Origin of the sequence: Xanthomonas sp. LMG 12460 (assembly GCF_009192895.1) — a bacterium.
Lineage (GTDB): Bacteria > Pseudomonadota > Gammaproteobacteria > Xanthomonadales > Xanthomonadaceae > Xanthomonas_A > Xanthomonas_A sontii.
Genome location: NZ_NKUH01000025.1, coordinates 1 through 23944, shown reverse-complemented (window position 1 = coordinate 23944; position 23944 = coordinate 1). Strand labels below are relative to the sequence as shown.

Below are 23944 nucleotides of genomic sequence, written 5' to 3'. Positions count from 1 at the left end.
CGCCCGCCGGCCCGGTGACGCTGTCGCTGCGCCAGGAACTCACCGACATCCAGTACGGCCGCGTGGCCGACCGCCACGGTTGGCTGGTGCGGCTGGGCTGAGCCGAGCGCCCAACGCTGGGGCGGCCGTTGGCTGCCCTGGCGAATGGACCTCATGCCACTTGGCGCACGGTCCGACAGCGTCGACCATCGCCGGCGACGTCCGCGCTGGTGCGCCGGGGCGTGCGATGTGTCGCCGCCCCGCCTCCGCATCGCGCCTTCCCGGGAGTCCGCTCCCCGGACATTCCGTGTCCGTCCCAATGTATGGCGCTGGCATGCAGGCGACCTCTGTCGTCTGTATCCACTGTCTCCTTTTCTTGTCCCGTGTGTCGCGCGGGAGCCAAAAATCTGCCCCTGATTTGCCGAGTCTGGCGTCTTTCCATGCTGCACCGCAGCAAAAATGAGGTGCATGTCTCTTTATAACATCGACATTCATTGCATTTCTTCGCTTTGTACAACGGATTTCCGTCACACCCTGCTCCATACGCGCTTGTACTGAGCTAGCGTCGATGAATGGTCGGCAACACGCCATCCGACCGGGCTCGCAACGCACGCCAGGTTCAGGTTTCGACCGGACCGGTGCGGCGCGGAACACCGCCATCAGGCGGCTACTCAACCGAAAGGAAGTCCGAATGTCCGAAATGTCGCATCGTGGGTCGCGCCAACGTCCGTGGCTGGTCGTGCTGGGCGCGTCCGCTCTCACCTCCCTGTTGTTGGCCACCCCAGCCTTCGCCGGTGACGTGAACCTCTCCGGCCTGTCTTCCGAACCGACCGTACAGCGCTTCATCGTCAAGACCCGCGATGCCGCGCCGGTCAGCATCTCCAGCGCGTCCGCCGCCGCTGCGGCGCCCTCGGCGGCGCTGCGCGCGACGCTGCAGTCGGCCGCCGCCGCGCTGCCGGCCAAGAACGGCCGCGCGCTCGGCCTGACCAGCCTGCGCCGCCTGGCGGTGGGTCCGGAAGTGGTCAAGGCCAGCCGTCCGCTGGACCGCGCCGAGGCCGAGACGCTGATGCGGCAGATCGCCGCCGACCCGAACGTCGAATACGTCGAGGTCGACCAGCGCATGACCATCGCGCTGACCCCGAACGATCCGCGCCTGGGCGACCAGTGGGCCTTCGGCACCACCAACGCCGGCATCAACGTGCGCTCGGCCTGGGACAAGGCCAGTGGCGACGGCGTGGTCGTGGCGGTGATCGACACCGGCATCACCAGCCACCCGGACCTCAACGCCAACGTCCTGCAGGGCTACGACTTCATCAGCGATGCGGATTCGGCGCGCGACGGCGACGGCCGCGACAGCAACCCGGCCGACGAAGGCGACTGGGCCGCTGCCGGCGAGTGCTACTCCGGTTCGCCCGCCTCCAATTCCAGCTGGCACGGCACCCATGTGGCCGGCACCATCGCCGCGATCACCAACAACGGCACCGGCGTGGCCGGCACCGCGTTCAAGGCCAAGATCCTGCCGGTGCGCGTGCTCGGCAAGTGCGGCGGCTACACCTCCGACATCGCCGATGCGATCACCTGGGCCTCCGGCGGCACCGTCAGCGGCGTGCCGACCAACCAGAACCCGGCCGAAGTCATCAACATGTCGCTGGGCGGCAGCGGCACCTGCTCGAGCACCTACCAGAACGCCATCAACGGCGCGGTCAGCCGCGGCACCACGGTGGTGGTGGCGGCGGGCAACAGCTCGACCAACGTGTCCAGCTCGGTGCCGGCCAACTGCAACAACGTGATCGCGGTGGCGGCGACCACCTCGTCGCGGGCCAAGGCCAGCTACTCGAACTACGGCGCGGGCATCGACATCTCCGCGCCGGGCTCGAACATCCTGTCCACGCTCAACGACGGCACCACCACCCCGGGCAACCCGAGCTACGCCTCGTACAACGGCACCTCGATGGCGACCCCGCACGTGGCCGGCGTGGTCGCGCTGATGCAGTCGGTGGCGCCGACCGCGCTGACCCCGGCGCAGGTGGAAAGCACCATCAAGAACACCGCGGCCAGCTTCTCCTGCTCGCAGGGTTGCGGCGCCGGCCTGCTCGACGCCAACGCGGCGGTCACCGCGGCGTTGAACGGCGGCAGCAGCGGTGGTGGCGGTGGCGGCGGCAGCAGCAACGAACTGCAGGACGGCGTGGCGGTCACCAACCTCAGCGCCAACAGCGGTTCCTCGCTGAACTACACGGTCAAGGTGCCGTCCGGCGCCAGCAGCCTGGTGGTCACCACCTCCGGCGGCAGCGGCGATGCCGACCTGTACGTGCGCTTCGGCAGCGCGCCGACCGACTCGGCCTACGACTGCCGTCCGTACAAGAACGGCAACAACGAGAGCTGCACCTTCAACTCCCCGCAGGCCGGCACCTACTATGTGCGGGTGAAGGCGTACAGCACGTTCTCCGGTGTCAGCCTGAAGGCCGACTACTGAGGCACTCCGTCGCGGCGGCCGCGCCATGGCCGCCGCGCACCTCCCGGTGCCGGATCGCAGCGGGAGGCCAGGACGCCGCCGCCGCCACTCTCGGTCGCCCCGCGCTTCGGCGCGGGGCTTTTTTGTTTGTGCCGCGTCCGCGTCCGGCCGCCCTGGTCCGGTCGTCTTGATGCATTCCGCAGCCGGGCTCGTCGCCGATCACAGATCTGCACATTGCGCCGCTTGCGCCCTCTACCCGATCCGCGCCTTGCCGCTATCCGCGGTGCAGGACCGTTCTGCGGCTGTCGCGTACGCGGTGGCCGCGGCCTGCACCGCCACGTTCGAACCTGCGCGGTGGACGGCCGACTGCGCCACGTGTACAGCCCGGGGGGAGTCTCATGTTCAAGTACAGCGTGCTTCGGCGCCGCAGCGCCGCGTGCCTTTTGCTGCTGGCAGCCGCCGGCACCGCCGCTGCCGGCGAGATCGGATTGCAGGCGCTGGCGACGACGCCGAATCCACAGCGTTTCATCGTCACCTATCGCGATGGCGCCGCGCCTGCGCTGGCCTCGCGCGCGGCACCGCTGGCGGAGGCCGCGCGCATGTTGCCGGCCCGGCGCGGCCGTGCCCTCGGTCTGGCATCGTTGCGGCGCCTGGCGACCGGTGCCGACGTCATCGCCGCCGATCGCAGCCTGGATCGCGTCGAGGCGGAGACGCTGATGCGGCGCCTGGCCGCCGATCCGGCCGTCGCGCGCGTGGAGGTCGATGTGCTGTTGCGCCCCCTGCTGGTCCCGAACGACCCTGGCCTGTCCCAACAATGGGCGTTCGGAACCGGTACGGCGACGATCAATGTGCGCCCGGCCTGGGATCTGGCGACGGGCAAGGGCGTGGTGGTCGCAGTGCTCGATACCGGCATCACCGCACATCCGGATCTGGCCGCGAACGTGTTGCCGGGCTACGACTTCATCAGCGATCCCCTGGTGGCCGGCGATGGCGGCGGCCGCGACCGTGACGCCGCCGATCCGGGCGATGGCTATCCCGCCAATACCTGCGGTGCCGGTACGCCGGCGGCGAGTTCGAGTTGGCACGGCACGCATGTGGCCGGCACCATCGCCGCGGTCACCAATAATGCCGCCGGTGTCGCCGGCGTCGCCTTCAACGCGAAGCTCCTGCCGGTACGTGTGCTGGGTAAATGCGGTGGTTATCTCTCCGATGTCGCCGACGCCATCGTCTGGGCGTCCGGCGGCACCATCGCTGGCGTTCCCGCCAACCCGACGCCGGCGCAGGTCATCAACCTGTCGCTGGGTGCCGCCGGAAGCTGTTCGCCGACGATGGCAGGGGCGATCGCGAGTGCGGTTGCGCGCGGGACCAGCGTCGTCGTCGCTGCGGGCAACAGCAGCAGCGATGTCGCCGGCAGCGTGCCCGCCAATTGTCCGAACGTGATCGCGGTGGCCGCGACCACCTCCGCCGGCGCCCGTGCCAGTTTTTCCAACTATGGGGCGGGCGTGGACATTGCCGCTCCCGGACAGGGCATCCTGTCCACGCTCAATACCGGCACGCTGGGGCCGGGGGCGCCGGCGTATGCGTCCTACAGCGGCACCTCGATGGCGGCGCCGCACGTGGCCGGCGTCGCCGCGCTGGTGCTGTCGGCAGCGCTGAATCCGCTGACGCCGGCGGAACTGGAGGCCCGGCTGAAGGCCACCGCCAGCCCGCTGCCGGTGGCGTGCACCGCCGGCTGCGGTGCAGGGCTGGTCAATGCGGGGGCGGCGGTGGCGGCGACAGTGAAGGCGCAGACGCTGGTGCGTGGCGTGCCGATGGGAAATCTGTCGCTCAAGGCGGGAACGTCGCTGTACTACCAGATCACCGTGCCCGCCGGCACGTCGGCGCTGACGCTGGCCCTGAGCGGTGGCAGCGGCAATGCCGATCTGTACCTGCGCGCGGGCGCCCTGCCGACCGATACCGCATACGGTTGCCGGTCGGTCGCCGCCGGTACCACCGAGCGCTGCACGCTGACCTTGCCGGCCGGGCTCTATTACGTGCGGATCAAGGCGGTCACCGCGGTGGCGGGCGTGAGTGCGACCGCGAGTTACTGACGCGCCTCACTCGCACAGATCGCAGGCACGTGCCTGCAGTGCGTCGAGCACCTGCGCGGCCTCCATTTCCAGCAGCAGGCCGCGCTGCCCGGCGTTGAACCAAACGCTGCCTGCGCCCAGTGCCGTTTGCTCGATCAGCACCGGCGCCGGCCGCTGCTGGCCCAGCGGACTGATGCCGCCGACCTTGTAGCCGGTGCGGCGCTCGGCCTCGGCGGCCTCCATCATCCGCGCCGCCTTGCCGCCCGCGGCGGCGGCCAGTTTCTTCAACTGCACGCGGCGGTCGGACGGGACCACCACGCAGACCGCGCGCGTGTCGACCCAGGCCATCAGACTCTTCAGCACCCGCTCCGGCGGCAGGCCCAGCGCCTGTGCGGCCTGCAGGCCCTTGGCGCCGGCTTCGGCTTCGTAGTCGTAGGGATGCAGCCGGTAGACGACGCCGGCCGCATCCAGCGCCTTGGTTGCGCGCGTGGCCTTGGACATCGTCGCCGCTCAGGCCGCTTCGAAACGGTTCGCCGCCACGTTCTTGCGCACCTTCTGCGGATCCCAGATGCGCCCGTTCATGGCGATGTAGACGCCGGCCGGCAGCGACTGCACTGCGCCGACCGCGCAGCCGATGTTGAACTCGGCGTCGGAGCCGCGGAAGCGCGCCGGGTTCAGCGCGCCGGTCATCACGATGGTCTTGCCCTCGATCGCCTGCAGCACCTTGCCGGTCTGCACCATCGAGTCGGTGCCGTGGGTGATCAGCACATGGCGCGCGGACTGCGCGGCGATGGTGGCGCGGATCAGCTCGCGGTCTTCGTCGGTGATGTGCAGCGAATCCTTGCGGATGATCGGGATCACCGTGAAGCGGAAGGTCACGCCCAGTTCCTTGAGGATCTGGCCGATCTGCGGGTCGCCGATCTGGTAGTCGGACTTGTCGTCGAAGTAGATCTTGTCGATCGTGCCGCCGGTGGTGACGATCAGGAGTTCTTCCATTGCCGTTCCTAGAAGCATGTCGGGGCGCGGCCGTGGCCGCGCAGGCCGTCCATGATACCGGGCGCGGCGGGGCGGCCGCTCAGTCGCGCCCGGCTGCGCCGCGGCGGCGCGCGAAGCGTGCGCGGATGCCCGGCGCGCTGGACAGGCCCACCACCAGCAGCGCCAGCAGCAGTTCCGCCCAGCCGTAGCCACGCTGTGGCGGGTGGCTCCAGGCGGTCATCACCCCGTGGCTGAACCACAGCAGCGCGCCGACGCCGCTCCAGAATCGTGCCAATGCCGAGCCGCGCAGCACGCCCACGGCCAGCAACAGCGGCGGCAGCGCGAACACCAGCAGGGCGGCGAGACGGTGGCGATCGTCGTGGAACCAGGTCGCGAACAGTGCCGCCAACGCCAGCAGCGTCGCCCCCAGCGCCACCCGCAGGCGCCCGCCGCTCATGGCGCCGCCAGTCGTTGCGCGATCTCGGCCAGGCGCCGGCCGAGCGCGCGCGCCAGCTGCGCTTCTTCCTCGCTGGGTTGCGGATCGTCGTCGGCGCCGGCGACGTGACTGGCGCCGTACGGCGTGCCGCCGCTGCGGGTGCTGCTGAGCAGCGGTTCGGTGTAGGGAATGCCGACGATCAGGCAGCCGTGGTGCAGCAGCGGCAGGTGCATCGACAGCAGGGTGGCTTCCTGGCCGCCGTGCAGCGACGCGGTGGAGGTGAACACCGCCGCCGGCTTGCCGGCCAGCGTGCCGCTGGCCCAGTCGGCGCCGAGCCCGTCGATGAAGTGCTTGACCGGCGCGGCCATGTTGCCGAAGCGGGTCGGGCTGCCCAGCGCCAGGCCCACGCACTCGCGCAGGTCGCTGGCGTCCACGTACGGCGCGCCGCTGTCGGGCACCGGCGGTGCGCTGGTCTGGGTGACCGCCGCCACCGGCGGCACGGTGCGCAGGCGCGCGGTCATGCCCGGCACCTCGCCGACGCCGCGCGCGATCTGCCGCGCCAGGCGCGCCACCGAGCCGCCACGGCTGTAGTACAGGACCAGAATCTCGGCCATGCGGCCCTCTCGTGGATCGGAACGACCGCCAGTATCGACGATGCCGGCGTCCATGCGCATCGGGTACCCTTGCCCGATGCAGCCGCTGGACACCGTCAATCTCTGGGCCGATCGCCTGCGCGACCGCGCGCGCATGCGCAGCTTCGCCGGCTTCCTGTGGCGGCGCTTCATCGACGACCGCCTGTTCCAGGCCGCGGCCTCGCTGGCCTACACCACCATCTTCGCGCTGGTGCCGCTGGCGGTGGTGGTGTTCGGGGTGCTGTCGGCGTTCCCGGTGTTCGACAAGTGGAGCGACCAGCTCAGCGACTACATCTTCTCCAACTTCGTGCCGGCCGCGGCGCGCTCGGTGGAGGCCTACCTGCGGCAGTTCTCGGCCAGCGCCGGGCAACTGACCACCGCCGGCGTGATCGCGCTGGTGGTCTCGCTGCTGATCACCCTCAACAGCGTCGAGCAGACCTTCAACCAGATCTGGCGGGTGGTGTCGGCGCGGCCGCAGCTGACCCGCTTCCTGGTGTACTGGACCGTGCTGACCCTCGGCGCGCTGCTGGCCGCGGCCTCGCTGGCGGTGTCGGCGCGGTTCTTCGCGCTGCCGCTGTTCAAGACCAGCGAGGGCCGGCTGCTGGCGCAGGTAGTGCTGAGCGTGGCGCCGGTGCTGATCGAATTCGTCTGCATCACCCTGGTGTACCGGGTGGTGCCGCATCACACGGTCAAGCTGCGCCATGCGGTGCCGGGTGCACTGCTGGCGGTGCTGCTGCTGGAACTGGTGAAATGGGGCCTGAGCCTGTACCTGGGCAGCTTCCAGTCGTACCAGCGCATCTACGGCACGGTCGCGTTCGTGCCGATCTTCCTGCTGTGGATCTACCTGAGCTGGATCGCGATCCTGCTCGGCGCCTCGGTGTCCTCTTCGATCGCCGCCTTCCGCTACCAGCCGGCCTCGATGCGCCTGCCCGCCGGCTATGAGATCTACGGCCTGCTGCGCCTGCTCGGGCGCTTCGCGCAGGCGCGCAGGCAGGGCAGGGGGCTGCAGGAGGACCAACTCCTGGAACTGGAGCCGATGCTGACCGATTCGCTGGTGCAGGAACTGCTGTGCGAACTGGAGCGCATCCGCCTGCTCAGTCGTACCGAGCAGGGCGACTGGATGCTGGCTCGCGACCTGAGCGACGTGCCGGTGGCCGAGCTGTACGAGAATTGCCAACTGCGCATCCCTGTCGTCGAGACCTATCTGCCGTGCCGCGACGACGCCCTGGGCCAGGCGGCGTGCCGCGCGCTGGACGAACTGCGCCTGCCGTTGCGCGACGTGCTCAAGCGTCGCGTCGGCGACCTCTACACCGAGATTGGAGACCTTGCATGACCGCCATGCGCCTGCTGTTCCCGCTGTTCGCCGCTGCCGCCCTGCTGGCCGGGTGCGACCGCCAGCCCACGCCCAAGCCGGCCGACGGCGGCGCGACCACCGCGTCGTCCACCGCGCCCAAGGCACCACCCGCCCCGGCAGCGCCGGAGGCGCCCGCCGCGCCGGCGGCCGGGCCGTCCGTGGTGCAGGAGACCCGCCCCGAGCCGACCCTGAAGATGAAGGCCGTGGACGGCCGCGAGTACGACCTGGCCGCGCACCGCGGGCAGTGGGTGGTGGTGAACTTCTGGGCCACCTGGTGCGCGCCGTGCCTGAAGGAGATGCCGGAACTGTCGGCCTTGCACGTGATGCGCGACAACATCGAGGTGGTGGGCCTGGCCTACGAGGACATCGAGCCGGCGGAGATGCAGGCGTTCCTGAAGCAGCATCCGGTCGCCTATCCGATCGTCATCGTCGACACCTATGCGCCGCCGGCCGACTTCGCCACCCCGCGCGGCCTGCCGATGACCTACCTGATCGCGCCCGACGGCAAGCTCGCCAAGCAATTCCTGGGGCCGGTCACCGCCCACGACATCGAAACCGCGATCGCCGCGGCCGGTGGCCCGGCGCCCGGGCAGGGCAAGGGGAAGGGAAAGGCGGCGGGGTGATGACCGCGGCCGCCGCCGGGATTGGGGATTCGGGATTGGGGATGCGCGCGTCGGAAGCGAAAAGTCTTCCTTGTGGGAGGGACTTCAGTCCCGACGCCTTGCGCGACCAGAGGATGGGATGGCTTCGCTCGCCGCGGCTGAAGCCGCTCCTGCGGGGACAGCCGCCTCTTTAGTGGTGCGCGAGCCGAAACGACCGTAGAGGCGGCTTCAACCGCGACGCGCTGTTCCCGGAATGGCTGTGAGTGGCGCGCCCGGCGACGCGCGGTCGCAAAGCGACGACTGCGCGCCGCAGGCTTCAACCAATCCCTAATCCCCACTCCCCGCCTCATACGACGGAATCGGCTGCAGCAGCCCAAACTTTTCCTTGTGCAGCTTCTGCTTCAGCGGCGGCAGATCCAGGTCCGGTTCGTGCAGGCGGGTTTCCGGCAGTTGGTCGAGCAGGTGCCGGATCAGGGTCAGGCGGCCGCGCTTCTGGTCGTTGAAGTCGACCAGGGTCCATGGCGCATAGTCGCGGTGGGTGGCTTCCAGCATCGCCTCGCGCGCGCGGGTGTAGTCGGCGTACTGGCTGCGCGACTTCAGGTCCACCGGCGACAGCTTCCAGCCCTTCAATGGATCGTGCAGGCGCTCGGCGAAGCGTTTTTCCTGCTGCGCCTGGTCCACGCACAGCCAGTACTTGAACAGGCGGATGCCATCGTCGACCAGCAACTGCTCGAACAGCGGGGTCTGGCGCAGGAAGGCGTGGTATTCGGCATCGCTGCAGTAGCCCATGACCCGCTCCACGCCGGCGCGGTTGTACCAGCTGCGGTCCATCAGCACGATCTCGCCGGCCGCCGGCAGGTGCGCGATGTGACGCTGGAAATACCACTGCGTGGCTTCGCGGTCGGTCGGCTTGGGCAGGGCGACCACGCGGCACTGGCGCGGGTTCAGGTGTTCGGCGATGGCCTGGATCGCGCCGCCCTTGCCGGCGGTGTCGCGGCCTTCGAACAGCACCAGCACGCGCTCGCCGCTGTGCTGCACCGCCTGCGCCATCGCGGTCAGTTCCAGTTGCAGCGGCTGCATCAGGGACTTGTACTGTTTGCGCTTGAGGTGGCTCATTTGCTGCTCCGCTTGCGGGTGCCGGTGCCGGCCATGCTGCGCGCCACTTCCAGCAGCGCGCCCTGCTGGCGGGTGTCGAGGGCGCGGTAGGCCTGCAGCAGATCGTGTTCGCCGCGGGTGCGTGCCGGGTCCAGTTGGCTGGCCAGTTCGCCGAGCAGGGCGCCGGCGGGCACGCCGAAGGTGCGCGCCAGGGCGGTGAGCTGGGCGCGTCCGGGCAGCTTTTCGCCCGCCATCCAGGCCTTGACCGTGGCCGCGCCGGCGCGCGGGATGGCCGCGGCGATATCCGCGGCGCTCATGCCGCTGGCCTTGGCCAGCAGGCGCAACGTGGTGTCCAGGGGCATGCGGGAGTCCAGGTCATTCCTTCAGCCGCGGGCGCAGCGTGGCCAGATTGCAGGGGCGGGTGCGGGCATCCAGCTGCGCGGCGATGATCCGCTCCCAGGCCGTGCGGCAGGCCGAGGTGGAGCCGGGCAGGCAGAACAGGAAGGTGGCGTTGGCCAGGCCGGCGAAGGCGCGCGACTGCAGCGAGGAGGTGCCGATCTCCTCGACGCTGATCGCGCGGAACAGCTCGCCGAAGCCCGGCATCTCCTTGTCCAGCAGTGGCAGCAGCGCCTCGGGCGTGGAGTCGCGGCCGGTGAAGCCGGTGCCGCCGGTGACCAGGATGCCGTCCACCTGCGGGTCGGCGATCCAGGCCGAGACCGTGGCGCGCATCCGGTAGCGGTCGTCCGGCAGCAGTTCCCGTGCGTGCAGGCGATGGCCAACGCCGCCGAGAGCGGCGACCAGATAGTCGCCGGAGCTGTCCTGGTCGAGGGTGCGCGTGTCCGAGACGGTCAGCACGCACAGGTTCAATGCGATGAAGTCGGCGTTGGCGGTCATGCCGGCAGCCTAGCGGCTCGCCCGGCCGGCGTACAGCCTGAGCGCGTTGGCGCTTCAGCCGCGGCTACGGCGGGGTTGGCGGGTTGTCGTGGACGACGGCAATGGGGCGCTTCGGGCCGCCGAAGTGTGCGCCTGGGCGTGGTGATCGCGCGCTGGGATCGCCGCCCGGGCGGGGAGCCGCATCCGCGCACGTTGCTGGCGCGCGCCCGCCGATTCAGGCGTGGAGGTGGACCGGGGTCGTGCCGTCGCATGGCAGGACCAGGGTGCGTGGCCGGAAGCGACGGACGCTGGCGGCACGATCGGCGGCCAGCGGCAGGCGCTCGGGTTCGCGCTGCAGGGCACGTCGCTGTGCCTCCGCACTGTGCCACTCGGTGCATTCGAGCAGGGTGCGGCCGTCGTCCGACAGGTACAGGTGCGCGGCGATCAGGCCGCGCAGCGCATGTGCGCCATCCTGCAGGGCGGCGAAGGCGGCATCGGCGCGGCTTTGCGCCTGCGCTGCATTGCGGGTCGGGACGCGGGTCATCACCACGCAGGACGCTGCCCGGTGCGGATCGGATACGCCGCTGCGGATGCGCCGGTAGCGCCGCAGCGTCCGCCGCAGCGCCGGCAGGCGTGCGCGCAGCAGTCCATGCAGTGCTGGCGCCGCGTCGCAGCAGCAGCGTGCGTATAGCAGGTCGGGGGCATCGCCCAGCGATTCCATCCAGGTCAGGGCATGCAGCCGGTGATCGCACAGGCCGCGCATGCAGTCGAACAGCGCGGCGCGATCCGGAATGGTGGCTTCGGCGAGCAGCATGCTGCGAACGGGGGCGGAAGAATCGGGCGTCGGAATCGGGAGCGGCAGCGACATTGCGGGATCTGCACGAGGAGCGTGCGCGCAGTGTCGGACCTCAAGTTCACTTGAGGTCAAGCGCTTCGGTAGCTCGAATTGCACGCTGGCGACTGCGCCCATGCGCCTCACGGGCTGCCGTTGGCTGGGTCGCTGCGAACTGCAGCGACGCTCGTCCACACCACCCGTGCGCTGTGACGCAAGCGCGCTCGGCGATGGGAGACGGCGATGCGGATGTACCGGCGGTGATGTCGATGGCGACGTTGACTGGCGATGCGTCGCTACGCCGTCCGTTGCTGGATGTGCCGCCGCGGCCTTGTGGCGCATCCGTGAGCGATCGATCAGGTCGAGCCTGCGCCTTCCCAGCCATGGCGCGAAGCCGTGTCGCGCAGCAGCGCGGCGAAGTTGTCGGCGAAGCCGCGCATGTCGAACAGGCCGCTGTCCGCGCGCCGCGCCTGCAGCCGCTCGCGCAGCGCCTGCAGCGCCGCGGGATCGCGCCCCAGGCGCACCGCGGTGGCGACGAACGCTGCGTCGTCGGCGGCATTCATGTCGTCCAGGCCGAGATGATGATTGAGGCTGCCGGCCACGCGTGCGGCAAAGGTGCTGCCGGGGCAGGTCAGCACCGGGCAGCCGGCCCACAAGGCATCGGAGGCGGTGGTGTGGGCGTTGTACGGATGCGTGTCCAGGAACAGGTCGGCGTGCCGGTAGCGTGCCAGATAGTCCGGATGCGCCAGCTTGGGCATGAAACGCAGGCGCGTCGGGTCCACGCCGGCCGCCGCGGCGGCCGCACGCAGTCGGTCATCGGCCTGGCCCGGGCCGGACAGCAGCCACAGCACGCTGTCCGGCACCTGGCGCAGCACCTCCAGCATCCGCGCCATGCTGCGCGGGCCGAGCTTGTAGCTGTTGTTGAAGCAGCAGAACACGGTGCCGTGCTCGGGCAGGCCGCAGTCGCGGCGCGCGGGCGGGCTGCCGACATGGCGGGTATCGTCGGACGGCTGGAACGCGCGCGGCAGCCGCAGCACCCGCTCGCTGTAGTGCGCGGCCAGCGCCGGCGGCAACGCGTAGGCGTCGCCGACCACGTAGTCGATCCAGGGTGCGCCGGAGGTGCCGGGGTAGGCCAGCCAGTTCAATTGCACCGGTGCCGGACGCAACGCCAGCACTTCCGGCGTGCCGCCGCCGCCCCAACCGCGCAGATCGAACAGCAGGTCGATGCCGGTATCGCGGATGCGCTGGGCGATCTGACGATGCGGCTGTCCGGCCACGTCGTGCCAGGCATGTGCAGCCGCCTGCAGCCGCGCACGGAGCGCGCTGCGGTCGTCGCCGTTGAGCGCGAACAGGTGCACCTGCAGGTCGGCATGCGCGCGCAAGTGCTCGAACAGGGCAACGGTCAGCAGGCCGGTGGGATGCGCGCCGAAGCCGTTGGACAGGAAGCCGATGCGCAGCGGGCCATCGCCGCGCACCTGCGCAGCGGGCAGCGGCGCGAGAGCGCGCGCCAGCGCCTGGGCGCGGTTGCGCGCGCAGCGCAGTTGTTCGTCCGCGCCCGCGTCCTCGTTGAGGAAGGCGAACGGTTCGATCGCCGGGTGTCCCTGTCGCACCGCGCTGCGCACCTGCTGCGATAGCGCGTCCAGTCCGCGCCAGTCGCACAGCTTGCGCCGCCAGTTCAGCAGGTAGGCGGCGATCGATGGTTCCTGCGGCAACAGTGCATGCGCGTGGGCATAGGCTTGCGCCGCGGCTTCGGCCTCGCCGTTGTCTTCCAGCGCGTGGCCCAGCCACACCGCGATCCCCGGATGCTGCGGCGCTTGCTGCAGCGCTTCGCGCAACGCCTGCGAGGCCTCGGTATGGCGGCCCTGGGTCCAGCGCACCCGGCCCAGGCGCGCCAGCGCCTCCGGATGACCGGGGCGCAACTGCAGCGCGCGCAGCGCGGCCTGCTCGCCGGCCGCCACCGCGCCGGCGCCGAGTTCGGCGTCGGCGAGCATCACCCAGGCCAGGAAGTCCTGCGGATCGCGCCGCACCGCGGCCTGCAGTTGCAGGCGTTCGTCGACGCCGCCGCCGTTCATGCGGCCGTGGCGGCCGCGATCGACCGCGGGCGGTGCACGCTCACGGCACCAGCGCCTTGGCGTAGTGCTGCGCGCTCAGGTCCTGCTGCCAGCCGCAGGCCCGGTACAGGGCCTGCGCGGCGAGGTTGTCCTGCGCCGTCTCCAGCACGATGCGTGCCGCGCCATCGTTCGCGGCATGGCGTTCGGCGGCATGCAGCAGCGCCTGCGCCACGCCGTGGCGGCGGTGCGCGGGCGCCACGTACAGATCGTTGAGGATCCACAGCCGTGCCGCCCGCACCGAGGAGAAGGACGGATACAACTGCACGAAGCCGGCGGCCTGCGCATCGCGTTCGGCCAGCAGCACGACCGACTCGGCCTTGGCCAGGCGCGCAGCCAGGAACGCGTGCGCGGTCGCCGCGTCCGGCGCCTGCCCATAGAACTGCCGGTAGGCATCGAACAGCGCTGCCAGCGCCGGCAGGTCGCGCGCATCGGCGTGGCGCACGCGCACGCTCATGGGCTGTCGCTCAGGCGCGCCAGTTCGTCGACCTGGTGCTCGTGGCTCAGGCGCCCGATCAGCGCATCGAGGTCGCCCTCGATCACGTTCGGCAGGTCGTACAGGGTCAGGCCCTCGACGCGGTGATCGGTGATGCGGCCCTGCGGGAAGTTGTAGGTGCGGATGCGCTGGCTGCGGTCGCCGCTGCCGACCTGCAGCTTGCGGTCCTGCGCCTCGGCCGCGGCCTGCTTGCTGCGCTCGGCCTCCAGCAGTTGCGCCTTGAGCCGCTTCAGCGCCTTGTCGCGGTTGGCGTGCTGGCTGCGCTCGGTCTGGCACTCCACCACCACGCCGCTGGGCACGTGGGTGATGCGGATCGCCGACTCGGTCTTGTTGACGTGCTGGCCGCCGGCGCCGGAGGAGCGGAAGGTGTCGATCTTCAGGTCGGCCGGGTTGATCGCGATCTCCTCCACGTCGTCGGCCTCGGGAATGATCGCCACCGTCGCCGCGGAGGTGTGGATGCGGCCCTGCGACTCGGTCGCCGGCACGCGCTGCACGCGGTGCGTGCCGGATTCGAACTTGAGTTTGGAGTAGGCGCCGCGGCCGACGATGCGCGCCACGACTTCCTTGTAGCCGCCGTGCTCGCCGGGGCTGTCCGATTCCACTTCCACCTTCCAGCCCTGGCGTTCGGCGTAGCGGGCGTACATGCGGAACAGGTCGCCGGCGAAGATCGCCGCCTCGTCGCCGCCGGTGCCGGCACGCACTTCCAGGAACAGGTTGCCGTCGTCGCGCGGGTCGCGCGGCACCAGCAGCAACGCCAGTTCCGCGTCGAGTTCGGCCAGGCGCGCCTGCGCGGCGGCGATTTCCTCCTCGGCCAGTTCGCGCAGTTCCGGATCGGCGCGCATCGCCTCGGCCGAGGCCAGGTCGGCCTTGGCCGCGGCCTCGGCGGCCAGTGCGGCGGCGACCGGCTCCAGTTGGGCGAATTCGCGCGAGTAGTCGCGGAAGCGCGTGTTGTCGCTCACCACCTCGGGGTCGGACAGCAGGCGTTCGAGTTCTTCGCGACGCTCGGCCAGCGCCTCCAGCTTACGGCGCAGGGTCGGTGTCATCGGTCTTCAGAATGGGGTGGAAATAGCCCGGCTTCTCCGGGAACAGGCGCTCGGCGGCGCGCGCCAGCTCGGCGTCGCCGCGCAGCGCCGCCTCGCGCAGCGCCGCGGTGGGCGGATGCAGCAGGCGGTTGGTCAGGGTGTTGGCGAGAAATTCCAGCACCTCGTCGGCAGGCTTGCCGTGCGCCAACTGCTGCCGCGCCTTGGCCAGCACGTCGTCGCGGGTGCTGTCGCCGTGCGCGCGCAGGCGCTTGAGCGGCGCCTGGCGGGTGCTGGCCTGCAGCGCCTCCATGTAGCGCACGACCTGCAGGTCGATGATCGCCTCGGCCGCCTCGGCGGCCTCGCGGCGGCCGCGGCGGTTGTCCTCGACCGCGCGCTCCAGGTCGTCGACGGTGTACAGGTAGGCGTCGGCCAGGTCGGCCACGCCGGCCTCGATGTCGCGCGGCACCGCCAGGTCGAACAGCAGCATCGGCTTGTGCTTGCGCGCGCGCAGCGCCTGTTCGACCTGCGCCCGCGTCACCACCGGCTCGCGCGCGGCGGTGGCCGAGAACACCACGTCGGCTTCATGAAGGTGGCGCTCCAGTTCGCTCAGCGGCAGCGCCACGCCACCGTGGCGGCTGGCCAGCTCCTGCGCGTGGGCGAGGGTGCGGTTGGCGATCAGCAGGCGCCGTACGCGGCCTTCGCTGAGATGCTTGGCGGCCAGCTCGATGGTCTCGCCGGCGCCGACCAGCAGCACGGTGGATTCGCTGAGCCGGGCGAACGAGCTCTGCGCCAGGCGCACTGCGGTGGAGGCGACCGAGACCGGATTGGCGCCAACGCGGGTGTCGGTGCGCGCGCGCTTGGCCACCGAGAAGGTCTGCTGGAACAGGCGGTCCAGGCGGCTGCCCATCGCCCCGTGCTCGCGCGCCAGCGACCAGGCGTCCTTCACCTGGCCGAGGATCTGCGGTTCGCCCAGCACCATCGAGTCCAGCCCGGTGGCGACCCGGAACAGGTGCCGCACCGCGTCCGCGTCCTGATGCTGGTACAGATAGCCGTGCAGGCCGGCGGCATGCGAGTCCAGCCAGTCGGCCAGGTGCTGCGCATCGCCGGCGATGGCGTACAGCTCGGTGCGGTTGCAGGTGGACAGCAGCGCCGCCTCGGCGACGTCGGGCAGCCCGCGCAGCGATTGCAGCGCGCGCGGCAATGCGTCGCCGGCGAATGCCACCCGTTCGCGCAGGTCGACCGGCGCGGTCTGGTGGTTCAATCCGAGCACCCACAACGTCATCTGTTCAGTTGCTTGCGATAAGCTGCTGGCCATTCAGGGCCCCATTTTACGGCCCGGCCGCTTCCGATGCCCGCACTGATTCGCATCCGTACCTTTCTGCTGCTGTCCGCAATCGCCGCCGTGGCCGCACCGGCCGCGGCCAAGGCGCCGAGTCCCGCCCAGGACGTGATGACCCCGGTGCTGGCCGGCGAGTTCGCCCTGCAGGCCGGGCAACTGGCCGACGCCTCGCGCTGGTATCTGCAGGCCGCCAACGACAGCCCCGGCGATGCCGGCCTGGCAGAGCGCGCCACCCGCATCGCCATGCTCGCCAACGACAGCGCCGCCGCCACCCAGGCGCTGGCGCTGTGGCGGCAGCGTGCGCCCGAGTCGCTGGCCATGCGCAGCGCCGAGGCCTCGCTGGCCCTGCGCAACGGCAACCTGCGCCAGGCGCGCAGCCTGCTGGTGGCCCTGTTGCGCGACAAGGACCCGCGCGGCTGGCGTTTCGCGCTGATCGCCCTGGTCAGCGGCAACCGCGATCCGGAGGTGGCGGCCAAGGCCCTGGACCAGTTGCTCGACGCCAATGCCATCCCCGACCAGCTCGAGGCCTGGCAGGAATTCGGACGCCTGGCGCTGCGCCTGGATCAGCCCAAGTTGGCCGAGCGCATCGTCGACCAGTTGGTCAAGCGCTTCCCACAGGAGCCGCGCGTGGCGCTGCTGCATGCCACGCAGTTGCAGCAGGCGGGCAAGACCGAACAGGCGCGCGCGTTGCTGCAGGGCGTGGAGCCCAAGGTGTCCGGCGACCCGGAACTGCGCACGGCGCTGGCCTATGCCTACGACGCGATCGGCGACACCGCCGCCGCGGCGCGGGTGCTGGCGCTGGGTCCGCAGACCACCCAGAACTACGGCCTGCGCGCCTCGATGCTGGCCAAGCTGCAGGACAATGCGGCCCTGACCGCGCTGTACGACGAGTTGCGCAAGGGTGCCGACCGGCCCGATCCGGAGCGGCGCCTGCTGCTCGGCAAGATCGCCGAGTTCCTCAAGCGCAACCAGGAGGCGGTGGACTGGTACCGCGGCGTGCCGGGCGGCCCGCTGCGTAGCGAGGCGCGGCTGCGCGCCGCCGGCGCGCTGTACGCGCTCGGCCAGAAGGACGCGGCCTTCGCCGAGGCGCGCGCGCTGCAGGACGATGCCGAGGCCGACGATGCCGCGCGCCGCGACGCCTACGTGCTGGAAGCGGAACTGCGCCAGCGCAGCGGGGACGACGCCGGCGAGCTGCAGGTGTTCGAGCGCGGCCTGGCTGCGTATCCGGACGACAATGCGCTGCTGTACGCGCGCGGCCTGTCCTGGGAGCGTCGCGACCGCATCGACCGCGCCGAGGCCGACCTGCGCAAGATCCTGGTCACCGATCCCGAGAACGTGGCGGCGCTGAACGCGCTCGGCTACACCCTGGCCGACCGCACCAAGCGCTATCGCGAGGCGCTGCAGTTGATCGACCGCGCCCGCACCGCCGATCCCGACAATGCCGCGATCATCGACAGCTACGGCTGGGTGCTGTACCGGCTCGGCAAGACCCAGGAGGCGCTGGTGCAACTGCGCCGTGCCTGGAGCCTGGTGAAGGATCCGGAGATCGCCGCGCACATCGGCCAGGTGCTGTGGGAGCAGGGCAAGCACGAGGAGGCCAACAAGTACTTCGACGAGGCGCGCAAGCTCGATCCGGACAATCGCGCGCTGCGCCGCGCCCTGGACAAGGTGGCGCCGTGACCGCCGGCCTGCGCACCGCCTGGGCGCTGGTCGCCGGGCTGCTGCTGGCCGGTTGCAGTGCGCTGCCGACCCGCACCCCGTCGCCGGTCGCCGTCGCCGCCCTCGACGCCGCTGCGCAGCAGGCCGAGGCCGCGCGCGCGCAATGGCTGCGGGCGCATCCGGACTGGTCGTTCCAGGGGCGGGTGGCGATCACCAAGGGGCGCAACGGCGGCAGCGGCCGCATCGACTGGACCCAGCGGCAGCGCCAGTACGAGGTGCAACTCAGCGCGCCGGTGACCCGGCAGAGCTGGCGCCTGACTGGCGACAGCCACTCCGAGGCCGGGCGCCTGGAGGGGCTGGAGGGCGGTCCGCGCGACGGCGAGAACGCCGAACAGCTGCTGCTGGAGGCGACCGGCTGGGAGATCCCGGTCAACCTGCTGCCCGATTGGGTGCGCGGGTTGGTGGCGACCGACGCGCAGGCGCCGGAGCGGGTCGACTACGACGCGCAGGGCCGGCCGCATACGCTGCGGCAGATGGGTTGGGAGATCGAATTCCAGGACTGGTATCCGCCCAGCGACGGCCGTCCGGCGCTGCCGCGGCGCATCGAGGCGCGCAACGGCGACGCCAAGGTGCGCCTGCTGGTCGACGCCTGGACCGTGCCTGCGCCATGAGCGGGGGCACCGACGGGGGCTGGTCGTCCTGGCCGGCCCCGGCGAAGCTGAACCTGTTTCTGCAGATCACCGGCCGCCGGCCGGACGGCTACCACCAGTTGCAGACCGTGTTCCGCCTGCTGGACTGGGGCGATACGGTGCATCTGCGGCCGCGTGCGGACGGGGGGGTGGCGCGGATCGGCGCCTCCGTGGCCGGCGTCGCCGAGGCCGACGACCTGCTGGTGCGTGCCGCGCGGCTGCTGCAAAAATCGGCAAATATCGCCCAAGGTGTGGATATCCGCGTCGAAAAGCGCATTCCGGCCGGCGGTGGCTTCGGTGGCGGTTCGTCCGATGCGGCGACCGCGCTGGTGGCGCTGAATGCCCTGTGGGGCGCCGGGCTGGACGAGGACGCCCTGGCTGGCCTCGGCCTGTCGCTGGGCGCGGACGTGCCGGTGTTCGTGCGCGGACGCGACGCCTGGGCCGAGGGCGTGGGTGAGCGATTGACCGCGCTGGCGCTGCCGCCGGCCTGGTATGTGCTGGCCGATCCGGGGGTGCACGTGCCCACCGCGGCCCTGTTCCAGTCCCCGGATTTGACGCGGGATGCTGCGCCCGCGAAAATAGCGGACTTCGTTTCAGGTTTCCTGCTCGGCAACGCGTTCGAGCCGGTCCTGCTTCGCCGCGAACCGGCCGTCCAGGCCACGTTCCAGGCGCTGGCACGGATCGGTACGCCACGCCTGACCGGGTCGGGGAGCGGTTGTTTCGTCGAGTTCGCCGATCGCGCTGCCGCCGTGCGCGCGTTGGTGGACTTGCCGGACGGGATGCGCGCCTGGGTGGCAGGTGGCGTCCCGCGTTCGCCGCTGCTCGACGCGCTGGAGGCTTGATACAGGTTTACGCAGGGGCGTCGCCAAGAGGCCCAAGGCACCAGGTTTTGATCCTGGCATTCGTAGGTTCGAATCCTACCGCCCCTGCCATTATGCGAGTCCCTCGCAAAAGCCCGCACATCCATGTGCGGGGATTCAACAGGTAGAAGCATCGCTCCTCCTGGATTCCTGATCCACGTAGTTATCGTCGCCACACGCTCTTTGCAGCCACCCGAGAGACCCCTCATGCAAGACCAACGCAACCTGCTGGTGTTCTCCGGCAACGCCAACAAGCCCCTGGCCAAAAGCATCTGCCGCGAGCTGGGCGTGCGTCCGGGCAAGGCGATGGTCTCCAGCTTCTCCGACGGCGAAGTGCAGGTGGAGATCGAGGAGAACGTGCGCCGGCAGGAAGTGTTCGTGATCCAGCCGACCTGCGCGCCCAGCGCAGAGAACCTGATGGAGCTGCTGGTGATCATCGACGCGCTCAAGCGCGCCAGCGCCGCCAGCGTCACCGCGGTGGTGCCGTACTTCGGCTACTCGCGGCAGGACCGGCGCATGCGCTCCTCGCGCGTGCCGATCACCGCCAAGGTCGCGGCGAAGATGTTCAGCGCGGTCAACGCCGACCGCGTGCTGACCGTCGACCTGCACGCCGACCAGATCCAGGGCTTCTTCGACATCCCGGTCGACAACGTCTACGCCTCGCCGCTGCTGCTGGCCGACATCTGGCGCGCCTACGGCACCGACAACCTGATCGTGGTCTCGCCGGACGTGGGCGGCGTGGTCCGTGCCCGCGCGGTGGCCAAGCGCCTGGACGATGCGGACCTGGCGATCATCGACAAGCGCCGCCCGCGCGCCAACGTGTCCACGGTGATGAACATCATCGGCGACGTCGAGGGCAAGACCTGCGTGCTGGTCGACGACATCGTCGACACCGCCGGCACCCTGTGCGCCGCCGCGGCCGCGTTGAAGGAGCGTGGCGCCCTGAAGGTCGCCGCGTACTGCACGCATCCGGTGCTGTCCGGCCCGGCGGTGAGCAACATCAGCAATTCGCAACTGGACGAACTGGTGGTCACCGACACGATTCCGCTGTCGGAGGCCGCCCGCGCCTGCGGCAAGATCCGCCAGCTCAGCGTCGCCGAGCTGCTGGCCGAAACCATCCGCCGCATCGCCTTCGGCGAGTCGGTGAGCTCGTTGTACGTGGATTAAAGGCTGGGAATGGGGGATCGGGAATAGGGAATGGGCGGAGCGCGGTATTGCGCTGTTGCGATTCCCCACTCCCGATTCCCCACTCCCGGCTTCACAGACTCTTCTGGTCGCGGAAGAGTCATCAAAGCCGCCGCGAGGCGGTTCATTCAACCAAGGTAGTAAACGCAAATGGCAACCACGCATGAAATCAAGGTTCAGCGCCGCGAAGTCGAGGGCAAGGGTGCGAGCCGCCGCCTCCGTCGCGACGGCCTGATCCCGGCGATCGTCTACGGTGGCGATCTGAAGCCGGTCAACATCCAGCTCGACCACAACGAAGTCTGGCTGGCCAGCCAGAACGACTGGTTCTATTCGTCCATCCTCAGCCTGAGCCTGAACGGCGACGTGCAGAAGGTGCTGCTGCGCGATATGCAGCGTCACCCGTTCAAGCAGCTGATCATGCACATCGACTTCCAGCGCGTGAACGACAACGAGGCCCTGCACGCCTCGGTGCCGCTGCACTTCATCAACGAGGAGGTGTCCCCGGCCGGCAAGTCGGCCGAAGTGGTCGTCACCCACGAGCTGAACGAAATCCAGGTCGTGTGCCTGCCGAAGGACCTGCCGGAGTTCGTCGAAGTCGACCTGGCCGCGCTGTCGGTCGGCGACGTGATCCACCTGTCCGACCTGAAGCTGCCGGCCGGCGTCGAGCTGCCGGAACTGAAGTTGGGCAAGGAGCACGACGTGGCGGTGGTCATCGCCAAGCACGGCCGTGTCGAGGAAGAGCCGGAAGCCACCGACGCGGCGGCCGCCGCCGAGCCGGCCAAGAAGGACGGCAAGTAATCGCCTGCGCGGCGTCCGGGCCATCGGTCCGGACGCCGCGGCGATGCATTGCGCATGACTGGTCTGCGTCTGATCGTCGGCCTGGGCAACCCCGGCGCCGAACACGCGAATACCCGGCACAACGCCGGGTTTCGTTTTGTCGACGCGTTGGCCGAGCGGGCCGGCGCGCGCTGGAGTGTGGACGCCAAGCTGTTCGGCGAGACCGCCAGGGTCGAGGTCGCGGGGCAGTCGGTGTGGCTGCTGAAGCCGGCCACCTTCATGAACCTCAGCGGCAAATCGGTCACGGCCGCCTTGCGCTTCTGGAAGATCGAACCGGCGCAGGCGCTGCTGGTGCACGACGAGCTGGACCTGGCGCCAGGCACGGCGCGGCTCAAGTTCGACGGTGGCCACGGCGGCCAGAACGGACTGCGCGATACCATCCGCCTGCTCGGGCACGCCGGCTTCCACCGCCTGCGCATCGGCATCGGCCATCCCGGCCACAAGGACAAGGTGGTGCCGTGGGTGCTGGGGCGCGCCGGCAAGGACGACCAGGTGCTCATCGATCGCGCCATCGACGACGCCATCGACGTGCTGCCGCTGGCCGTGCAGGGCGACTTCAACGAGGCGATGAAGCGGTTGCATACGCAGGGGAAATAGGGAATGGGGAATGGGGAATGGAAAGGCGGCTATGCTTTCCGATTCCCTATTCCCGATTCTCCATTCCCGGATTACACACATGGGCATCAAATGCGGCATCGTCGGCCTGCCCAACGTCGGCAAGTCGACCCTGTTCAATGCGCTGACCAAGGCGGGCATCGCCGCGGCCAATTTTCCGTTCTGCACCATCGAGCCGAACGTGGGCGTGGTGCCGGTGCCGGATCCGCGCCTGAACGCGCTGGCGGCGATCATCAATCCGCAGAAGGTCGTGCCGACCGCGGTCGAGTTCGTCGACATCGCCGGCCTGGTCGCCGGTGCGGCCAGTGGTGAGGGCCTGGGCAACAAGTTCCTGGCGCACATCCGCGAGGTCGATGCGATCACCCACGTGGTGCGCTGCTTCGAGCATGGCGACATCATCCACGTGAACAACAAGGTCGACCCGGTTTCCGACATCGAGACCATCGACACCGAGCTGGCCCTGGCCGACTTGGACAGCGTCGAGAAGGCGCTCAACCGCGCCGAGCGTTCGGCCAAGGGTGGCGACAAGGACGCGGCGGCGCGCAAGCCGGTGCTGGCCAAGCTGCAGGCCGCGCTGGCCGAGGGCAAGGCCGGGCGCAACGCCGGGCTGGACGAGGAAGAGAAGGCGCTGGTGCGCGACCTGTTCCTGCTCACCCTCAAGCCGGTGATGTACATCGCCAACGTGCTGGAAGACGGCTTCGAGAACAATCCGCACCTGGATGCGGTGCGCGCGCATGCCGCCGCCGAGGGCGCCGAGGTGGTCCCGGTGTCGGCGGCGATCGAGGAAGAGCTGTCGCAGCTGGATGACGCCGACCGCGATGCGTTCCTGGCCGATCTGGGCCTGAGCGAGCCGGGCCTGAACCGGGTGATCCGCGCCGGCTACACCCTGCTGGGGCTGCAGACCTACTTCACCGCCGGCGTGAAGGAAGTGCGCGCCTGGACGGTCAAGGCCGGGTCGACCGCACCGCAGGCCGCGGCGGTGATCCACACCGACTTCGAGAAGGGCTTCATCCGCGCCGAAACCATCGCCTACGACGACTTCATCAAGTACAAGGGCGAGGCCGGCGCCAAGGAAGCCGGGCGCCTGCGTCTGGAAGGCAAGGAGTACCGCGTGCAGGAAGGCGATATCCTGCATTTCCGCTTCAACGTCTGATGCGTGCGCGTGTCCTGGCCGGGCGCGCGCGGGCCACGACGATTTCCTGCGACCTCGCGTCAAAATACTGTTGACAAGGCGGGGATGTCAGGGAAGAATAGCGGGCTGTTTCACCCCTCTCTGATTTCGGCCTCGCAGCCGGGTTCGAGTGGGTAAGTTGGAGGGATACCCAAGCGGCCAACGGGGGCAGACTGTAAATCTGCTGGCTTACGCCTTCGGTGGTTCGAATCCACCTCCCTCCACCAGTTATTTTGTTGTGGCAGTGCGGCATCCCGTAGCGGGAGTAGTTCAACGGTAGAACCTCAGCCTTCCAAGCTGATGGTGCGGGTTCGATTCCCGTCTCCCGCTCCATTGAACGCGCTTGTGTCACAATAGAACAACGCTCACGTAGCTCAGTCGGTAGAGCACCTCCTTGGTAAGGAGGAGGTCGAAGGTTCGATTCCTTTCGTGAGCACCATATTCAGTCGTCAAATCTTTCTACGATCACCGAGAAGAAGCAGCCATGGCCAAGGGTAAGTTCGAGCGCACCAAGCCGCACGTCAACGTCGGCACCATCGGTCACGTCGACCACGGCAAGACCACGCTGACCGCGGCGCTGACCAAGATCGGCGCAGAGCGCTTCGGCGGCGAGTTCAAGGCGTACGACGCGATCGACGCGGCGCCGGAAGAGAAGGCGCGCGGC

At 69.8% G+C, this 23944-nt stretch carries 24 protein-coding genes and 4 tRNA genes; 16 read left to right on the top strand and 12 right to left on the bottom strand.

The annotated features are described in order from the left end of the window. The first annotated feature begins 679 nt into the window (after window positions 1-679). Together CEK66_RS06345 and CEK66_RS06340 are read left to right on the top strand one after the other, a co-directional pair. Window positions 680-2452 carry a S8 family peptidase gene (locus CEK66_RS06345; RefSeq protein WP_152236319.1) on the top strand — a complete coding sequence of 591 codons (1773 nt, stop codon included), beginning with the start codon at window positions 680-682 and terminating at the stop codon, window positions 2450-2452. A gap of 377 nt (window positions 2453-2829) precedes the next feature. Continuing rightward, on the top strand, window positions 2830-4521 hold the full coding sequence (locus CEK66_RS06340) for a S8 family peptidase (protein ID WP_152236317.1): 1692 nt from the start codon (window positions 2830-2832) through the stop codon (window positions 4519-4521). A 6-nt stretch (window positions 4522-4527) separates the two neighbouring features. On the opposite strand, the gene ybaK is transcribed toward CEK66_RS06340, so the two are convergent. The 4 genes from ybaK to wrbA all read right to left on the bottom strand — a co-directional run bounded on the left by ybaK (window position 4528) and on the right by wrbA (window position 6525). Then, a complete protein-coding gene (gene ybaK, locus CEK66_RS06335) occupies window positions 4528-5001 on the bottom strand; it encodes a Cys-tRNA(Pro) deacylase (protein WP_017909074.1) in 474 nt (157 codons plus the stop codon). Between the two features lie 9 nt (window positions 5002-5010). Then, window positions 5011-5496 (bottom strand): asparaginase domain-containing protein, encoded by a 486-nt coding sequence (locus CEK66_RS06330; protein ID WP_017909075.1) that lies wholly within the window; start codon window positions 5494-5496, stop codon window positions 5011-5013. 79 nt (window positions 5497-5575) lie between these two features. Then, window positions 5576-5932: a DUF2069 domain-containing protein gene (locus CEK66_RS06325; RefSeq protein ID WP_152236316.1), complete on the bottom strand. Its 357-nt coding sequence runs from the start codon at window positions 5930-5932 to the stop codon at window positions 5576-5578. Next, window positions 5929-6525 (bottom strand): NAD(P)H:quinone oxidoreductase, encoded by a 597-nt coding sequence (gene wrbA, locus CEK66_RS06320; RefSeq protein WP_150410380.1) that lies wholly within the window; start codon window positions 6523-6525, stop codon window positions 5929-5931. Before wrbA ends, CEK66_RS06325 begins: the two co-directional genes overlap by 4 nt. A gap of 76 nt (window positions 6526-6601) precedes the next feature. On the opposite strand from wrbA, the gene CEK66_RS06315 reads away from it, so the two are divergent. Further along, window positions 6602-7876 carry a YihY family inner membrane protein gene (locus CEK66_RS06315; RefSeq protein ID WP_152236318.1) on the top strand — a complete coding sequence of 425 codons (1275 nt, stop codon included), beginning with the start codon at window positions 6602-6604 and terminating at the stop codon, window positions 7874-7876. 5 nt (window positions 7877-7881) lie between these two features. Beyond that, window positions 7882-8520: a TlpA disulfide reductase family protein gene (locus CEK66_RS06310; protein ID WP_226978512.1), complete on the top strand. Its 639-nt coding sequence runs from the start codon at window positions 7882-7884 to the stop codon at window positions 8518-8520. Window positions 8521-8826: 306 nt separating this feature from the next. Here the strand turns inward: CEK66_RS06310 and ppk2 are convergent, their stop codons facing one another. The 8 genes from ppk2 to hemA all read right to left on the bottom strand — a co-directional run bounded on the left by ppk2 (window position 8827) and on the right by hemA (window position 16207). Further along, window positions 8827-9615, bottom strand: coding sequence for a polyphosphate kinase 2 (gene ppk2 / locus CEK66_RS06305; RefSeq protein WP_152236315.1), 789 nt, complete (start codon window positions 9613-9615; stop codon window positions 8827-8829). Further along, window positions 9612-9956, bottom strand: coding sequence for a helix-turn-helix domain-containing protein (locus CEK66_RS06300; RefSeq protein WP_017911650.1), 345 nt, complete (start codon window positions 9954-9956; stop codon window positions 9612-9614). The genes ppk2 and CEK66_RS06300 overlap by 4 nt, the downstream gene beginning before the upstream one ends. A gap of 13 nt (window positions 9957-9969) precedes the next feature. After that, window positions 9970-10488 carry a molybdenum cofactor biosynthesis protein B gene (gene moaB / locus CEK66_RS06295; protein ID WP_017911651.1) on the bottom strand — a complete coding sequence of 173 codons (519 nt, stop codon included), beginning with the start codon at window positions 10486-10488 and terminating at the stop codon, window positions 9970-9972. Window positions 10489-10702: 214 nt separating this feature from the next. Beyond that, complete coding sequence (locus CEK66_RS06290) at window positions 10703-11335, bottom strand: hypothetical protein (protein ID WP_226978511.1); 633 nt, start codon at window positions 11333-11335, stop codon at window positions 10703-10705. A gap of 320 nt (window positions 11336-11655) precedes the next feature. Continuing rightward, window positions 11656-13371: a tetratricopeptide repeat protein gene (locus CEK66_RS06285; RefSeq protein ID WP_152236313.1), complete on the bottom strand. Its 1716-nt coding sequence runs from the start codon at window positions 13369-13371 to the stop codon at window positions 11656-11658. Between the two features lie 40 nt (window positions 13372-13411). After that, window positions 13412-13864, bottom strand: a complete 453-nt coding sequence (locus CEK66_RS06280) for a GNAT family N-acetyltransferase (RefSeq protein ID WP_152236312.1) — start codon at window positions 13862-13864, stop codon at window positions 13412-13414. After that, the gene (gene prfA / locus CEK66_RS06275) at window positions 13861-14946 is read right to left on the bottom strand and encodes a peptide chain release factor 1 (protein WP_010341257.1); all 1086 of its coding nucleotides are present in this window, start codon (window positions 14944-14946) and stop codon (window positions 13861-13863) included. Before prfA ends, CEK66_RS06280 begins: the two co-directional genes overlap by 4 nt. Beyond that, window positions 14924-16207 (bottom strand): glutamyl-tRNA reductase, encoded by a 1284-nt coding sequence (hemA, locus tag CEK66_RS06270; protein ID WP_017908875.1) that lies wholly within the window; start codon window positions 16205-16207, stop codon window positions 14924-14926. Before hemA ends, prfA begins: the two co-directional genes overlap by 23 nt. 66 nt (window positions 16208-16273) lie before the next feature. On the opposite strand from hemA, the gene CEK66_RS06265 reads away from it, so the two are divergent. The 12 genes from CEK66_RS06265 to CEK66_RS06210 form a co-directional block, all read left to right on the top strand. Next, the gene (locus CEK66_RS06265) at window positions 16274-17944 is read left to right on the top strand and encodes a tetratricopeptide repeat protein (RefSeq protein WP_152236311.1); all 1671 of its coding nucleotides are present in this window, start codon (window positions 16274-16276) and stop codon (window positions 17942-17944) included. Further along, entirely contained in the window at window positions 17941-18594 is a 654-nt protein-coding gene (gene lolB, locus CEK66_RS06260; protein WP_152236310.1) for a lipoprotein insertase outer membrane protein LolB, read from the top strand. Before CEK66_RS06265 ends, lolB begins: the two co-directional genes overlap by 4 nt. Beyond that, window positions 18591-19454: a 4-(cytidine 5'-diphospho)-2-C-methyl-D-erythritol kinase gene (gene ispE, locus CEK66_RS06255; RefSeq protein WP_152236309.1), complete on the top strand. Its 864-nt coding sequence runs from the start codon at window positions 18591-18593 to the stop codon at window positions 19452-19454. The genes lolB and ispE overlap by 4 nt, the downstream gene beginning before the upstream one ends. Window positions 19455-19467: 13 nt before the next feature. Further along, a tRNA-Gln gene (locus CEK66_RS06250) sits at window positions 19468-19544 on the top strand. Between the two features lie 135 nt (window positions 19545-19679). Next, window positions 19680-20639 carry a ribose-phosphate diphosphokinase gene (locus CEK66_RS06245; RefSeq protein ID WP_017911658.1) on the top strand — a complete coding sequence of 320 codons (960 nt, stop codon included), beginning with the start codon at window positions 19680-19682 and terminating at the stop codon, window positions 20637-20639. A gap of 168 nt (window positions 20640-20807) precedes the next feature. Continuing rightward, window positions 20808-21455, top strand: a complete 648-nt coding sequence (locus CEK66_RS06240; RefSeq protein ID WP_152236308.1) for a 50S ribosomal protein L25/general stress protein Ctc — start codon at window positions 20808-20810, stop codon at window positions 21453-21455. Window positions 21456-21509: 54 nt separating this feature from the next. Next, complete coding sequence (gene pth, locus CEK66_RS06235; protein ID WP_152236307.1) at window positions 21510-22091, top strand: aminoacyl-tRNA hydrolase; 582 nt, start codon at window positions 21510-21512, stop codon at window positions 22089-22091. A 79-nt stretch (window positions 22092-22170) separates the two neighbouring features. Further along, window positions 22171-23262 (top strand): redox-regulated ATPase YchF, encoded by a 1092-nt coding sequence (gene ychF, locus CEK66_RS06230; protein ID WP_010341267.1) that lies wholly within the window; start codon window positions 22171-22173, stop codon window positions 23260-23262. 159 nt (window positions 23263-23421) lie between these two features. Continuing rightward, window positions 23422-23507, top strand: a tRNA-Tyr gene (locus CEK66_RS06225). Between the two features lie 32 nt (window positions 23508-23539). Then, window positions 23540-23613 (top strand) — tRNA-Gly (locus tag CEK66_RS06220). 30 nt (window positions 23614-23643) lie between these two features. Beyond that, window positions 23644-23719: transfer RNA gene (locus CEK66_RS06215), tRNA-Thr, on the top strand. A 45-nt stretch (window positions 23720-23764) separates the two neighbouring features. Beyond that, window positions 23765-23944 (top strand): GTP-binding protein (locus CEK66_RS06210; RefSeq protein WP_255424688.1); only part of this gene is annotated, 180 nt, incomplete at its 3' end.

Bases quoted from the DNA above. Each gene is read 5' to 3' on its own strand.
- CEK66_RS06345 (WP_152236319.1), top strand. From the start codon at position 680: ATGTCGCATCGTGGGTCGCGCCAACGTCCGTGGCTGGTCGTGCTGGGC.
- CEK66_RS06340 (WP_152236317.1), top strand. From the start codon at position 2,830: ATGTTCAAGTACAGCGTGCTTCGGCGCCGCAGCGCCGCGTGCCTTTTG.
- ybaK (WP_017909074.1), bottom strand. From the start codon at position 5,001: ATGTCCAAGGCCACGCGCGCAACCAAGGCGCTGGATGCGGCCGGCGTC.
- CEK66_RS06330 (WP_017909075.1), bottom strand. From the start codon at position 5,496: ATGGAAGAACTCCTGATCGTCACCACCGGCGGCACGATCGACAAGATC.
- CEK66_RS06325 (WP_152236316.1), bottom strand. From the start codon at position 5,932: ATGAGCGGCGGGCGCCTGCGGGTGGCGCTGGGGGCGACGCTGCTGGCG.
- wrbA (WP_150410380.1), bottom strand. From the start codon at position 6,525: ATGGCCGAGATTCTGGTCCTGTACTACAGCCGTGGCGGCTCGGTGGCG.
- CEK66_RS06315 (WP_152236318.1), top strand. From the start codon at position 6,602: ATGCAGCCGCTGGACACCGTCAATCTCTGGGCCGATCGCCTGCGCGAC.
- CEK66_RS06310 (WP_226978512.1), top strand. From the start codon at position 7,882: ATGCGCCTGCTGTTCCCGCTGTTCGCCGCTGCCGCCCTGCTGGCCGGG.
- ppk2 (WP_152236315.1), bottom strand. From the start codon at position 9,615: ATGAGCCACCTCAAGCGCAAACAGTACAAGTCCCTGATGCAGCCGCTG.
- CEK66_RS06300 (WP_017911650.1), bottom strand. From the start codon at position 9,956: ATGCCCCTGGACACCACGTTGCGCCTGCTGGCCAAGGCCAGCGGCATG.
- moaB (WP_017911651.1), bottom strand. From the start codon at position 10,488: ATGACCGCCAACGCCGACTTCATCGCATTGAACCTGTGCGTGCTGACC.
- CEK66_RS06290 (WP_226978511.1), bottom strand. From the start codon at position 11,335: ATGTCGCTGCCGCTCCCGATTCCGACGCCCGATTCTTCCGCCCCCGTT.
- CEK66_RS06285 (WP_152236313.1), bottom strand. From the start codon at position 13,371: ATGAACGGCGGCGGCGTCGACGAACGCCTGCAACTGCAGGCCGCGGTG.
- CEK66_RS06280 (WP_152236312.1), bottom strand. From the start codon at position 13,864: ATGAGCGTGCGCGTGCGCCACGCCGATGCGCGCGACCTGCCGGCGCTG.
- prfA (WP_010341257.1), bottom strand. From the start codon at position 14,946: ATGACACCGACCCTGCGCCGTAAGCTGGAGGCGCTGGCCGAGCGTCGC.
- hemA (WP_017908875.1), bottom strand. From the start codon at position 16,207: ATGACGTTGTGGGTGCTCGGATTGAACCACCAGACCGCGCCGGTCGAC.
- CEK66_RS06265 (WP_152236311.1), top strand. From the start codon at position 16,274: ATGCCCGCACTGATTCGCATCCGTACCTTTCTGCTGCTGTCCGCAATC.
- ispE (WP_152236309.1), top strand. From the start codon at position 18,591: ATGAGCGGGGGCACCGACGGGGGCTGGTCGTCCTGGCCGGCCCCGGCG.
- CEK66_RS06245 (WP_017911658.1), top strand. From the start codon at position 19,680: ATGCAAGACCAACGCAACCTGCTGGTGTTCTCCGGCAACGCCAACAAG.
- CEK66_RS06240 (WP_152236308.1), top strand. From the start codon at position 20,808: ATGGCAACCACGCATGAAATCAAGGTTCAGCGCCGCGAAGTCGAGGGC.
- pth (WP_152236307.1), top strand. From the start codon at position 21,510: ATGACTGGTCTGCGTCTGATCGTCGGCCTGGGCAACCCCGGCGCCGAA.
- ychF (WP_010341267.1), top strand. From the start codon at position 22,171: ATGGGCATCAAATGCGGCATCGTCGGCCTGCCCAACGTCGGCAAGTCG.